This is a genomic window from uncultured Sphingopyxis sp., assembly GCF_900078365.1.
Classification (GTDB): Bacteria; Pseudomonadota; Alphaproteobacteria; order Sphingomonadales; family Sphingomonadaceae; genus Sphingopyxis.
In genome coordinates this window covers 2,427,911-2,440,746 of sequence record NZ_LT598653.1, presented here as the reverse complement: position 1 = coordinate 2,440,746, position 12,836 = coordinate 2,427,911, and the positions used below count along the sequence as shown (strand labels likewise).

The 12,836-nt window shown below is 65.4% G+C and carries 15 protein-coding genes; 7 read left to right on the top strand and 8 right to left on the bottom strand.

The genetic code is table 11. The features are described 5' to 3' along the window. Positions 1-187: 187 nt before the first annotated feature. The 3 genes from QZL87_RS11245 to QZL87_RS11235 form a co-directional block, all read right to left on the bottom strand. Positions 188-1,114, bottom strand: coding sequence for an RcnB family protein (locus tag QZL87_RS11245; RefSeq protein ID WP_295319354.1), 927 nt, complete (start codon positions 1,112-1,114; stop codon positions 188-190). A gap of 132 nt (positions 1,115-1,246) precedes the next feature. Continuing rightward, positions 1,247-1,792 carry a (2Fe-2S)-binding protein gene (locus tag QZL87_RS11240; protein WP_295319352.1) on the bottom strand — a complete coding sequence of 182 codons (546 nt, stop codon included), beginning with the start codon at positions 1,790-1,792 and terminating at the stop codon, positions 1,247-1,249. 147 nt (positions 1,793-1,939) lie between these two features. Then, entirely contained in the window at positions 1,940-2,704 is a 765-nt protein-coding gene (locus QZL87_RS11235; protein WP_295319349.1) for a class II aldolase/adducin family protein, read from the bottom strand. Positions 2,705-2,992: 288 nt separating this feature from the next. Here QZL87_RS11235 and rpsU point away from each other — a divergent pair, with 288 nt between their 5' ends. Together rpsU and QZL87_RS11225 are read left to right on the top strand one after the other, a co-directional pair. Next, positions 2,993-3,199: a 30S ribosomal protein S21 gene (gene rpsU, locus QZL87_RS11230; protein ID WP_037510267.1), complete on the top strand. Its 207-nt coding sequence runs from the start codon at positions 2,993-2,995 to the stop codon at positions 3,197-3,199. Between the two features lie 454 nt (positions 3,200-3,653). After that, complete coding sequence (locus QZL87_RS11225) at positions 3,654-4,184, top strand: FKBP-type peptidyl-prolyl cis-trans isomerase (RefSeq protein ID WP_295319348.1); 531 nt, start codon at positions 3,654-3,656, stop codon at positions 4,182-4,184. A gap of 96 nt (positions 4,185-4,280) precedes the next feature. Here the strand turns inward: QZL87_RS11225 and QZL87_RS11220 are convergent, their stop codons facing one another. The 5 genes from QZL87_RS11220 to pyrE form a co-directional block, all read right to left on the bottom strand. Continuing rightward, positions 4,281-5,399 carry an AI-2E family transporter gene (locus QZL87_RS11220; protein ID WP_295319346.1) on the bottom strand — a complete coding sequence of 373 codons (1,119 nt, stop codon included), beginning with the start codon at positions 5,397-5,399 and terminating at the stop codon, positions 4,281-4,283. Between the two features lie 18 nt (positions 5,400-5,417). Beyond that, on the bottom strand, positions 5,418-6,266 hold the full coding sequence (lepB, locus tag QZL87_RS11215; protein WP_295319344.1) for a signal peptidase I: 849 nt from the start codon (positions 6,264-6,266) through the stop codon (positions 5,418-5,420). A gap of 7 nt (positions 6,267-6,273) precedes the next feature. Next, positions 6,274-6,675, bottom strand: coding sequence for a holo-ACP synthase (acpS, locus tag QZL87_RS11210; RefSeq protein WP_295319342.1), 402 nt, complete (start codon positions 6,673-6,675; stop codon positions 6,274-6,276). 166 nt (positions 6,676-6,841) lie between these two features. Further along, positions 6,842-7,585 (bottom strand): pyridoxine 5'-phosphate synthase, encoded by a 744-nt coding sequence (locus QZL87_RS11205; RefSeq protein ID WP_295319338.1) that lies wholly within the window; start codon positions 7,583-7,585, stop codon positions 6,842-6,844. Further along, on the bottom strand, positions 7,582-8,169 hold the full coding sequence (pyrE, locus tag QZL87_RS11200; RefSeq protein WP_295319335.1) for an orotate phosphoribosyltransferase: 588 nt from the start codon (positions 8,167-8,169) through the stop codon (positions 7,582-7,584). The genes QZL87_RS11205 and pyrE overlap by 4 nt, the downstream gene beginning before the upstream one ends. A gap of 231 nt (positions 8,170-8,400) precedes the next feature. Between pyrE and coxB the strand changes: the two genes are divergently transcribed. The 5 genes from coxB to QZL87_RS11175 are packed head-to-tail and all read left to right on the top strand — an operon-like array spanning position 8,401 to position 12,806. After that, positions 8,401-9,444 carry a cytochrome c oxidase subunit II gene (coxB, locus tag QZL87_RS11195; RefSeq protein ID WP_295319332.1) on the top strand — a complete coding sequence of 348 codons (1,044 nt, stop codon included), beginning with the start codon at positions 8,401-8,403 and terminating at the stop codon, positions 9,442-9,444. 15 nt (positions 9,445-9,459) lie between these two features. Beyond that, positions 9,460-11,133 (top strand): cytochrome c oxidase subunit I, encoded by a 1,674-nt coding sequence (gene ctaD, locus QZL87_RS11190; protein ID WP_295319329.1) that lies wholly within the window; start codon positions 9,460-9,462, stop codon positions 11,131-11,133. Between the two features lie 58 nt (positions 11,134-11,191). Continuing rightward, a complete protein-coding gene (locus tag QZL87_RS11185) occupies positions 11,192-12,103 on the top strand; it encodes a heme o synthase (protein WP_295319327.1) in 912 nt (303 codons plus the stop codon). Further along, a complete protein-coding gene (locus tag QZL87_RS11180; RefSeq protein WP_295319325.1) occupies positions 12,100-12,249 on the top strand; it encodes a hypothetical protein in 150 nt (49 codons plus the stop codon). Before QZL87_RS11185 ends, QZL87_RS11180 begins: the two co-directional genes overlap by 4 nt. Continuing rightward, entirely contained in the window at positions 12,246-12,806 is a 561-nt protein-coding gene (locus QZL87_RS11175; RefSeq protein WP_295319323.1) for a cytochrome c oxidase assembly protein, read from the top strand. Before QZL87_RS11180 ends, QZL87_RS11175 begins: the two co-directional genes overlap by 4 nt. The last annotated feature ends 30 nt before the right edge of the window (positions 12,807-12,836 follow it).

Genomic DNA, 12,836 nt, shown 5'->3' with positions numbered 1-12,836 from the left:
GGTCTCAGACATTCGTCATCCCGGACTTGATCCGGGATCCATTCCTTCAGCGCTGGCGTGAATGGACCCCGGATCAAGTCCGGGGTGACGATGAAAGATAGGTCCGCTTCCGGTCGAAAGCAGGGTCCCAAAAAAAGGGGGCCGGCGAGCCGACCCCTCAGTTTGTCATCTGATAACCGAAAGGAAATTACCAGAAGAAGTCGTAGATCACGTCGACCACTTCGCCCGAATAGGTATCGACCAGAAGCGCGTCGTCATAATAGCGGATCCAGCGATAGCCCCCATAGGCGGGCGGCAGGCGGTAATAGCCCGGATCGTTGATCCAGTAACGCTGGCCGTAGAAGAGCGAACCCAAGGTGAAGCCGATGCTGAACCGCGTGTAGCCATAGCCGCGATAGGGGTTGTAATAGCGGGGCAGGCGGTAGTGGCTGCGGTGGCGGTCGCGATAGCTGCGCCAGTCGTAGCGGCGGTCGCTGCGCCAGTCGCGGCTCCAGCGGTTATGGTTGCGATCCCAGCGGTCGTGGCGGCCGTCGCGATAGCGCCGGTCGACATAGCCGTTGCGGTTGCGGTCGTAGCGGCGGTCGACGCGATTATTGTCGTTCCGGTCCCAACGGCGGTCGAGGTTGCCGTTGCGGTTGCGATCGTAGCGGCGATCGACTTGGCCGTTGCGGTTGCGGTCCCACTGACGGTCGACCCGGCCGTCGCGATTGCGATCCCACCGGCGATCGGTGCGGCCGTCGCGGTTGCGGTCGTAGCTGCCGCCGCGCTGCCGCTCGGCCTGCCGTTGTTGCCACTGCTGGCGCTGGGCCTGGCGCTGCTGATCGTTGCCGCGCTGTCGCCACTGCTGGCGCTGCGCCTGCCGATCATTGCCGCGCTGACGCATTTCGCTGCGCTGCTGGCGCTGGACCTGCCGTTGCTCGCTGCGCTGGCGCTGCGGACGGGCTTCGCCGCCGCGATTGCCGCCGCGCCGCGCCTCGGGGCCGCGTGAGCCCCGGTCGCCACGGTCGCCGCGCTGCGCGATCTGGATCCTTTCGCCGGGCGCCTGCGCGGCGGCCGGGACAATGGGGGTCAGGATCGTCGCCGCGATCAGCAACCCTCCGAACATCTTCTTCATCTCGCCATTCTCCAACTCATGTCCCGTTGCTGGAGACGCCAGCCGGGATGATGAAGCGATTCTTACCATTGGCAAGATGATCGATGGCTGACCACGCCGTTGCCTCCGGTTCACATAGATGAACGGGTGCGTTCAGCTGCCGCGTGGCGGGCGCAGCGCGGGGACAGCGCGCGCGGCGTCTTCGGGGCGGATGCCGGGGGGCGGGGCGGCGGCGATGCGCTCCTCCCCGCGCATCACGCGGCCGGCGAGGCGGATCGCGGTGCGGATGCGCGGATAGGTGCCGCAGCGGCAGATTCCCGTCATCGCGGCGTCGATCTCGGCATCGCTGGGGTTGCTGTTCGCGCGCAGCAGCGCGGCGGCCGACATGATCATCCCCGACTGGCAGAAACCGCATTGCGGCACCTGTTCGGCGACCCACGCCTGCTGCACCGGATGACTGCGGTCGCGCGACAGCCCCTCGATCGTGGTGACGAAGCGGCCTTCGCACTCGGCGATGGTGACGAGGCAGCTGCGAATCGCCTCGCCGTCGATGTCGACGGTGCAGGCGCCGCAGTCGCCGGTGCCGCAGCCATATTTGGTCCCGGTCAGGTTCGACGCGTCGCGCAGCGCCCACAAGAGGGGCGTTTCGGGGTCCATGCGATATTCGACCGGGCGGTCGTTGACCGAGAATCGCGTCATGCAGGGATCAATAGCCGATCGTTCGGGTTGAGACTGCCATATTCTTCAAGGCTTCGTCATTGCGAGGAGCCGAAGGCGACGCGGCAATCCAGGGCCCGCGTAAACCGCTCTGGATTGCTTCGCTTCGCTCGCAATGACGGAAAAATATTAGTCACGCCAGCTCGTGTCGATCTTGTCGACCTTGCGCACCATCGCGTCGAACTCGGCCTTGCCCGCCTGCCCGGGGATCGAGGCCATGAACAGGTCGCGCTGGTGGACCGCGATCACCTCGTCGGGAACGACGATCGGCTTGCCCATGCTCATCGTCGCGAGCTGAATCTCGCACGCGCGCTGGAGCGCCCAATATTTGATGAAGGCCTCGGTCAGCGTCTTGCCCATCACGACGGGGCCGTGATTCTTCAGCATCAGGATGCGCTTGTCGCCGAGATTCTGGACGAGGCGCTCGCCTTCCTCCTCGCGCACCGTCACGCCCTCGAAATCATGGTAGGCGAGTTGGCCGGCGAAGTTGCAGGCATAGAAATTGACCGGCTGGAGCCCGCCTTCGAGCGCGCAGACCGCGGTCGTCGCGGTGGTGTGAGTGTGGATGATCGCGTGCGCGTCGGGCAGGACGCGGTGGAACAGGCTGTGCTGGACGAAGCCCGCCTTGTTGACGTGCCAGGGATTGTCCTCGTCGACCTTGTTGCCGTCGATGTCGATCTTGATCAGGCTCGACGCGGTGACCTCGCTGAAGTGCATGCCATAGGGGTTGATGAGGTAGCTGCCTTCCTCGTCGGGCACCTTCACCGTGATATGGTTGAAGATCATCTCGTCCCAGCCCATCATCGCGAAGATGCGATAGCAGGCGGCAAGCTCCTGCCGCGCCGTCCATTCGGCTTCGCTATATTTGCTGTTGCGCTTGAGCTGGGTCGCCATTTGCCTGTCCCTTGTCGTGATTGGTTTCGTCCTGCTACCTATGCCACAAGCCACCGGCCGGGCACAATCCCGGCGAGGGCGGGGCGGTCCGGTTGTGCGATCGGGGCGCGGCCGGCGCGGTTCGCCGCCTTTGGGCTTGCATTTCGGCGCGAATCCCTCTAGTTGGCGCAACATCGGAACGTCGCGCTTTCGCGGCGCTCTTTTTATTGCCCGAATATCGGCGGTTTACGGCGGACCGGACGCACCGGTGACCCGAACCGTTCTGACGAACAGGAGACGACACGGCATATGCAGATCATCGTTCGCGACAATAATGTCGACCAGGCCCTTCGCGCGCTCAAGAAGAAGCTGCAGCGTGAGGGCGTGTATCGCGAAATGAAGCTGCGCCGTCATTACGAGAAGCCCAGCGAAAAGCGTGCCCGCGAGCACGCCGCCGCCGTCCGCCGCGCCCGCAAGATGGAGCGCAAGCGGATGGAGCGCGACGGTATCAAGTAAGACCGTCTCCCGTTCGGGATCCTGATCGAAAAAAGGGCGCCGCGGCAACGTGGCGCCCTTTTTCGTTGGATTCGGGATGGCGGGTTTCGACTGGAAGCGGACCTATGTTTCATCGTCACCCCGGACTTGATCCGGGGTCCATTCACGCAGCGTGGAAGGAATGGATCCCGGATCAAGTCCGGGATGACGAGGGGCTGGAACCGACCGGTTGCGGCCTCTTACATCGTCATCCCCGCGAAAGCGGGGACCCAGAGCGCGCGTAGGCTGATCCCACGCTGGGTTCCCGCTTTCGCGGGAATGACGAAGGTAGAGAATGGCAGCTCTCCACTCCAAAGCCGACACCAGCGGATAACCGCGGTGCGCGCATATTGCCTCTGGACCGCCCAGCGCCGCACCGCCTATAGGCCTCGCCAGCATTTTCGCCCCGGCCGGGGCAGCGGAAGGATTAGCCAAGATGAGCGTAACGACGGTTCCATTGCGCCCGGTGAGCAAGGGCGGGCTGTGGCTGATGTGGCTGGGCGTGCTCGCGCTCATCGGCGCGGCGGCCGCCTTCGCTTGGCACATGACCCCGCGCATCGGGTTCGAGGTCGTCAAGGAAGGGACCGGGCCGAGCCCGACCAAGGCCGATGTCGTGCTGGTCAAATATGAAGGCAAGCTCGACGACGGCACGGTGTTCGATTCCAACGAACAGGCGCCGATGCAGGTCGCGCAGGTCGTCCCCGGCTTTTCCGAAGCGCTGACGCGCATGAAGAAGGGCGGCGAATACAAGATCAGCATTCCGCCGCAGCTCGGCTATGGCGACCGCGCGGTCGGGCCGATCCCCGCGAACAGCACGCTGCACTTCGACGTGACGCTGCTCGACTTCCGTTCGGAGGCCGAGGTTCGCGCGATGCAGCAGCAGATGCAGCAGATGCAGCAGCAACAGATGATGCAGGGTGCTCCGGGCGGTCCGGCGGGCCCGCCGCCCGGTGCGCCGCAGCCGTAACGAATATCCGTCGCCCCCGCGAAGGCGGGGGCCGCTGGCCGCCTTGCGCCATGCCGATAGCGGCCCCCGCCTTCGCGGGGGCGACGTTTTTTTGGCTTAGATGCCCGCCGCTGTTTTCGTTTCGGCCGCGCCCGCGTTGCGCTCGGCTTCGCGTTCGAGCGCGACCTTGATCATCGCGACGATCGGGTCGGCGAGGAACAGGCCCATCAGCCCGAGCAGCGCGCCGAAGAGGATCTGCGCGCCGAGGACGAGCGCGGGGGCGAGGTCGACGGTCTTCTTCGCGACCATCGGGACGATCAGATAGCCGTCGACCGTCTGGACGACGAAATAGATGACGATCGCCCAGAGGCCGGTGTCGGTCCCCGCCGAAAAACCGACGAGGACGAGCAGCACGCCCGAGACGATCGCGCCGATATTGGGAATGAAGGCGAGCAGGCCGGTGAGCAGCCCCATCAGCGCCGCCATCGGGATGCCGACGGCGAGGCAGGCGAGCCAGGTGCCGATCCCTTCGACGAGCATACCGAGCAGGCGGCCCGCCATCAGGCGCCGCAGCGTGAAGCCCATGCGCGCGGTGGTGATGTAGAAATTCTCGCGCGCCTTCATCGGCAGCATCCACGCGACGCCGCGTTCGTAGAGCCGCGGCTCGATCGCGATGAAGATGCCGAGCACGATGATCATCACGAGGCTGGTGAGCCCGCCGAGCACCGTGCCGACCGCGGCGGTGACGCGGCCGACGGTGCCCGCGATATTGTCGGTGATCGTCTTGGTATCGAGCTGGAAATTGCCCATGCCATGCTCGCTCGCCCACGCCGCGATGCGTTCGACCTGCGCCATCACGACGGTCTGCAGCGTCGCGGCCTGATCGGCGATCTGCGAGCCCGCGAACAGGATCGTCCAGCCGAGGAAGGCGAGCAGCGAGACGCAGACGATGAGGAGGCGCCAGGCGCGCGCGATCGGCAGGATGCGGCCGAGGAGGCGCGTGCCGCCATCGAGCATCGACGCCATCACGATGCCGGCGAAGATCAGCAGGATCGGCTGGATCAGCACGATGCACACGCCGATCAGCAGCGCGAGGCCGAGCCATACGCCCGCCTTCAAAAGCTCGGTGCGAACGAGCTGGCTGCGGATTTCGGTGGGGCCGGGGGCTTCGGCGTGCATGGCGGCTTTGGCGGCGGCGTCGGAACGCGTAGCAGTCGTCTTCCTTGTCGCCGCCATGTCCTGTTCCCCGTTGCTCTAATTGCCCTGACGTTCAGGCCGCAGATCGGTTCCCGCGCGGCCCGATCTGAGCGCGCCGAACCAGCTCAGCGGATTATACCATTCGGCGGTTCCGTCGGTCGAAAAGCTGATGATCTCGGCGCGCCCGGCGATCGCGTCGAAGGGGACCGGGCCGCCGAGCCCCTTCTGGACGGTGTCGACGCGGCTGTCGGCACTGCCGTCGCGGTTGTCGCCCATCAGGAACAGATGGTTCGCGGGCACGGTGACGGGACCGTAATCGTCGGTGGCATAGCCGGGGCCCATGTCGATCGTGTCGAAACTCGCGCCGCCGGGCAGAGTTTCGCGGACGATCGGCAGTTCGAGCACGGGCTTGCCGCCCGCGTCGCGGTTCACGAAACGGTACAGGCTGCTGTCGGGGCCGGGCAGGTTGGGATCGACGGGGATCGACAGCATCGGCTGAACCTCGCGCTTCACCGGCTTGCCGTTGATGCTGAGTTCGCCGTTGCGGAGCGCGATCGTGTCGCCGGGGAGGCCGATCACGCGCTTGATATAGTCGATGCGCGTCACCGGATGTTCGAGCACGACGATGTCGCCGCGCTGCGGCAGCTTGCCGAAGATCCGGCCCGCGACCTTGGGGGCGAGGTGGAAGCTGACCGACGAATAGGACCAGCCATAGGGATATTTGCTGACGATCAGCCGGTCGCCATTGCGCAGTATCGGCATCATCGAATCGGACGGGATATAAAAGGGCTTGGCGACGCAGCTGTGAATGCCGAGCACGAGCAGCAATATCACCACGACATCGCGGATCAGCTTGCCCCAGCCGCCGTCATCCTTTGTCGTGCTTTTCGCGCCGCGCTTCGCCATTGGTCGTTCAGTCCTTGATTGCTTCGATGATGACGAAGGCCTGCGCCCAGGGATGGTCGTCGGTCAGCGTCAGGTGGATGTGCGCGCTGTATCCCGACGGGATCATCTGCGCGAGTCGTTCGGCGGCGCCGCCGGTGAGCGCGAGCGTCGGGGCGCCCGAGGGGGCGTTGACGACGCCGATGTCCTTCATGAACACGCCGCGCTTGAAGCCCGTGCCGACGGCTTTCGAGAAGGCCTCCTTGGCGGCGAAACGCTTGGCGTAGGTGCCCGCGCGGGTGAAGGGGCGGCGCGCGGCCTTGGCGCGCTCGACGTCGGTGAAGACGCGCTGTTCGAAGCGGGCGCCGAAGCGGTCGAGCGATGCCTGGATGCGCTCGATATTGCAGAGGTCGGAGCCGAGGCCGATGATCAACTGAAATCCTCCCTGTCGCGAAGCGATGGGGAGGGGGACCGTTCGCGAAGCGAATGGTGGAGGGGCCGTGACCGTGGTGCCAAACGCCCCTCCGTCAGCGCTTCGCGCTGCCACCTCCCCATGGCCTGCGGCCACAGGGAGGATTTCATGGGAAGCACCTTCATGCTCACCCTCGCGCCTCGTCCATCAGATCGCGCATCCGCCGCACAGCATCTTCGAGGCCGGTGAAGATCGCCTCGCCGATCAGATAATGGCCGATGTTGAGCTCGGCGAGCTGCGGGATCGCGGCGACGGGGACGACATTGTCATAGGTGAGGCCGTGGCCCGCGTGCGGTTCGATGCCATTCTTCCACGCGAGCGCGGCGGCGTCGGCGAGGCGGCGGAGTTCCTTGGCGCGTTCCTCGCCCTCGACATGCGCATAGCGGCCGGTGTGGAATTCGACCACGGGCGCGCGAAGGCGCATCGCCGCCTCGATCTGGCGCGGGTCGGGTTCGATGAACAGGCTGACGCGGATGCCTGCGTCGTTCAGCCGGGAAACGATGGGCGCGAGGTGATTGTGCTGCCCCGCGGCGTCGAGCCCGCCCTCGGTCGTGCGCTCCTCGCGCTTTTCGGGGACAATGCACGCGGCGTGCGGTTTGTGGCGCAGCGCGATCGCGAGCATTTCGTCGGTCGCCGCCATTTCGAGATTGAGCGGCAGGTCGGTCGCGGCCTGGATGCGCGCGAGATCGTCGTCGCGGATATGGCGCCGGTCCTCGCGCAGATGCGCGGTGATGCCGTCGCCGCCGACCGCCGCGACGATCTCGGCCGCGCGCACCGGGTCGGGATGCTCGCCCCCGCGCGCGTTGCGGATCGTCGCGACATGGTCGATGTTGACGCCGAGCCGCAGGCGCGAGGGGGAGGGGCCGGTCAAGCCGCCTTGCTCCGGCTGCCGGGCTTCACCGCCTCGGTGCCCGCGAGTTCGGGGGGCAGTTCGTCGGCGGCATAGGTCGGGAAATTGATCGCGACGAGCGGATAGAAGGGCACGCCGAGCTCGACGCTGCCCGCCGAGCGGTCGACCAGCGCGGCTTCGGCGATCACCTCGCCGCCCGCGGCGCGCACCGCCTCCATCGCCTCGCGCGACGACAGGCCGGTGGTGACGACATCCTCGACCATCAGCACCTTCGCGCCGGGATCGATGGCGAAGCCGCGGCGCAGTTCGAAGGTGCCGGTCGGACGCTCGACGAAGATCGCGGGCTTGCCGAGCGCGCGGCCCATTTCATGGCCGATGATGACGCCGCCCATCGCGGGCGAGACGACGATGTCGATCGCCTGGCGCAGGTCGCGCGGCAGCTTCGCCGCGAGCGCGGCGGCGAGGCGTCCGGCACGCTCGGTATCCATCAGCACGCGCGCGCATTGCAGATAATATTCGCTGTGGCGGCCCGAGGAGAGAAGGAAATGGCCCTGGAGCAAGGCGTCGGCGGCACGGAATTCGGCCAGGATTTCATCGTCGGTCATGGAGGATTATTCTTTTGTCCTGTGTGCCGCCCTTGGCGGGCGAGCGGGTTTGCGCGGCGAAGATTTGCCAGCCGCAAAATAGTGTTAGAGATGCTTGAGGCAAGCGGCAAGCGGGTCTATAGCGCCCGCGAGATTCAGCCTGTCCGATGGCTGCGCGGGTGTATGTCCGGCAGCGGGGAAGGGCAGGCTGGACCATCATAAATACAACAGGCAACGGGCGGCACTATCCTTATGAAGAGCTTGAAATCCCTTGTAATTGCGGCGGCTTTGTCGTTCGGCGCGATGGGCGCCGGCCATGCGCAGGCACCGGCTGCGGTTCCGGCCGAAGCACCCGCGGCAACGGCTCCGGCGAATCCGGCTCCGGCCGCCACCGATGCGGCGGCTCCGACCGCGGCGCCGGCCGGCGATGCGGCCTATGTCCCGATGAAGCCGACCCCCGGCGTCGGCCAGCCGGTCGATGCGGGCATCGATTTCCAGCCGCAGGTCAGCCCGATCGGCGAGCAGGCCTATTTCTTCAACCATGTCATCCTGCTGCCGGTGATCACGTTCATCACGCTGCTTGTCCTCGGCCTTCTGCTCTGGGTGATGTATCGCTATCGCGCCAGGGCGAACCCGGTGCCGTCGAAGACGACGCACAACACTTTCATCGAGATCATCTGGACCGCGATTCCGGTGCTGATCCTCGCGGTGATCGCGGTGCCGTCGATCCGCCTGCTCGCGGCGCAATATGAACCGCCGAAGAAGGACGCGCTGACGATCAAGGTCACCGGCTATCAATGGTATTGGGGCTATGCCTATCCCGACCAGGGCATCGGCGAATATGTCTCGAAGATGCTGCCCGAGGACAAGGCCAAAGCCGCCGGCGAGCCCTATCACCTCGCCGTCGACAACCGCATGGTCGTTCCCGTCGGCCGCCAGGTGAAGCTGATCATCACCGGCGCCGACGTGATCCACAGCTTCGCGGTTCCCGCCTTTTGGACCAAGATGGACGCGGTCCCTGGCCGCGCCAACGAAACGACCTTCACCGCGAACAAGGTCGGCGTTTATTACGGCCAGTGTTCGGAACTGTGCGGCGTCGATCACGGCTATATGCCGATCGCCGTTGAAGTGCTGCCGGTCGACAAGTGGGAAGCGTGGGTCCGTTCGAAGGGCGGCAACCCTGCCGGTCCGGAGGCCGCGTCCGCCGCCGCGCCGGCGCCTGCCGCCCCCGCCCAAGCCGCACCCGAAATTGCGCCCGCAGCGGCTCCCGCCGCCGCGCCGGCCGCCAAGAATTAACAAGGGGTCCGACAGATGACCGATATTGCAGCGACTGCACCCGCGCACGGCCACGCCGATCACGCGCATGATGACCACGACCACGACACGCCGGGCTTTTTCGTCCGCTGGTTCATGTCGACGAACCACAAGGACATCGGCACCCTCTATCTGATCTTCGCGATCGTCGCCGGCATCGTCGGCGGTGTGCTTTCGGGCATGATGCGTCTCGAACTCGCGCATCCCGGCGTCCAGTATCTGACCGGCTGGGCGCAATTCTTCGACGCCTCGGCGGGCGAGGTGCAGGGCAAGCATTTCTGGAACGTGATGATCACTGCGCACGGCCTGATCATGGTGTTCTTCATGGTCATGCCCGCGATGATCGGCGGCTTCGGCAACTGGTTCGTGCCGCTGATGATCGGCGCGCCCGACATGGCCTTTCCGCGGATGAACAACGTCTCCTTCTGGCTGACCTTCGTCGCCTTCTTCATGCTCGTCGGGTCGATGTTCGTTCCCGGCGGCAGCGGGCTTGGCGCCGGCACCGGCTGGACGGTCTATGCGCCGCTGTCGACCAGCGGCTCGGCCGGACCCTCGGTCGATATGGTGATCTTCTCGCTCCACCTCGCGGGCGCGGCGTCGATCCTCGGGGCGATCAACTTCATCACCACCATCTTCAACATGCGCGCGCCGGGCATGACGCTGCACAAGATGCCGCTGTTCGTGTGGTCGGTGCTCGTCACCGCCTTCCTGCTGCTGCTCGCGCTGCCGGTGCTCGCCGCGGCGATCACCATGCTGCTGACCGACCGCAACTTCGGCACCACCTTCTATGATGCGGCGGGCGGCGGCGATCCCGTCCTCTATCAGCATCTCTTCTGGTTCTTCGGCCACCCCGAAGTGTACATCATGATCCTGCCGGGCTTCGGCATCGTCAGCCAGATCATCTCGACCTTCAGCCGCAAGCCGGTGTTCGGCTATCTCGGCATGGCGTACGCCATGGTCGCGATCGCCGTCGTGTCTTTCATTGTGTGGGCGCACCACATGTTCACCGTCGGCATGAGCGTGAACCTGAAGATGTATTTCACCGCGGCGACGATGGTCATCGCGGTCCCGACAGGCATCAAGATCTTCAGCTGGATCGCGACGATGTGGGGCGGTTCGATGAGCTTCAAGACCCCGATGGTCTGGTCGCTTGGCTTCATCTTCATGTTCACCGTCGGCGGCGTGACTGGCGTCGTGCTCGCCAACGGCGGCGTCGACACCAACCTGCACGACACCTATTATGTCGTCGCGCACTTCCACTATGTGCTGTCGCTGGGCGCGGTCTTCTCGCTCTTCGCTGGCTTCTATTACTGGTTCCCGAAGATGTCGGGCCGGATGTACAGCGAGTTCCTGGGCCAGCTGCACTTCTGGATCTTCTTCATCGGCGTGAACGTCCTGTTCTTCCCCCAGCACTTCCTGGGCCAGCAGGGCATGCCGCGCCGCTATCCCGACTATGCGGAAGCCTATGCCTTCTGGCACCTGATCTCGTCCTATGGCTATGTGATCATGGGCGTCGGCGTGCTGATCTTCTTCGCGAACATCCTGTGGTCGCTGGCCGCGGGCAAGAAGGCCGCGGACAATCCGTGGGGCGAAGGCGCGACGACGCTCGAATGGACGCTGTCGAGCCCGCCGCCGTTCCACCAGTTCAACGAACTGCCGCGTATCGCCTGATTTGTGCTGCCCCCTGCCGCGACGGCAGGGGGCGCATGATTTTCGGGCTGGAGTAAACATGGCGCAGAGCCTGACCCATGGCGAAACGGCGCTCCCCGCCGACTGGCGCGACCTGTTCGCGCTGACCAAGCCGCGCGTCATGTCGCTGGTGGTGTTCACCGCGCTGTGCGGGCTGCTCGCGGCGCCGGGCGAGGTGCATCCGGTGCTCGCCTTTTCGTCGATCCTCGCGATCGCACTGGGCGCGGGCGCGTCGGGCGCGCTCAACCAATGGTATGAGGCGGGGCTCGACGCGAAGATGAAGCGCACCGCCGGGCGGCCGCTTCCCGCGGGACGTCTCGGCCGCCAGACCGCATTGCAGTTCGGCGTCGGGCTTGCGGCCTTTTCGCTGTTCCTGATGCTGTTCGCGTCGAACTGGCAGGCGACCTTGCTGCTCGCCGCCTCGATCCTCTTCTACGTCTTTGTCTATACGATGTGGCTGAAGCCGCGGACGCCGCAGAATATCGTCATCGGCGGCGCGGCGGGCGCCTTTCCGCCGCTGATCGGCTGGGTCGCCGCGACGGGATCGGTCGCGCCGCTGCCGGTGCTGCTCTTCCTGCTCATCTTCCTGTGGACCCCGCCGCATTTCTGGGCGCTCGCGCTGTTCGTGCGGTCGGACTATGCCGCCGCGGGCATTCCGATGATGCCGGTCGTCGCGGGCGAGCAATCGACACGGCGCCAGATCCTTTTCTATGCGATCATCATGGCGATCGGCGCGATCGCGCCGTGGCCGCTCGGCTACACCGGCGCGCTTTACGGCTGGACCGCGGTGATCCTCTCGGCCGTCTTCGTGCTGCTGTCGATCCAGGTCGGTACGCGCCGCACGGGCGAGGGCGACAGGATGCAGCCCGAAAAGCGGCTGTTCGCTTATTCGATCGCCTATCTCTTCATTCTTTTCGGCGCCGTCGTCGCCGATCACTGGTGGCCGCTATGACCGACGAACCGACCCAAGAGCCCTTCGATGAGGCCGAATACCGCCGCCGCCAGCGCAGCCGCGCCAATATGATGGCGTGGATGCTCGGCGCGCTCGCGATCCTGTTTTTCTTCATCACCATCGCCAAGATGCAGATTTTCGCATGATCGGCCGCCTGTCCCCCAACGCGAAGACCGCCAGCCTCGCCGCGCTGCTCGCGCTCGCGATGGTGGGCCTCGGCTTCGCGGCGGTGCCGCTCTACAATCTCTTCTGCCGCGTGACCGGTTTCGGCGGCACGACGCAGCGCTACGACCCCGTCGCCGCGGCGGCGGAGCCGGAAATCCTTTCGGACACGATCTCGGTGCGCTTCGACGCCAATGTCTCGCCGAACCTGCCGTGGAAATTCTATCCCGAGCATCCGACCGACACCGTCAGCATCGGCGCGCGCGACATGGCGATCTTCATCGCCGAGAATAATTCGGCCGAGCCCGTCGTCGGGACCGCGAGCTTCAACGTCACGCCCGATCAGGCCGGCAAATATTTCACCAAGATCCAATGCTTCTGCTTCACCCAGCAACGGCTGGAACCGGGGCAGCAGATGCGCATGCCGGTGCTGTTCTTCGTCGATCCCAAGATCAAGGACGACCCCGACGCGCGCGACGTGCAGGAAATCACCCTCAGCTACACCTTCCATCCTGTAGACGGGGATAAAAAGGCGAGCTAAGGCCGCGAGCAAGAGTCTAACAAGGCCGGC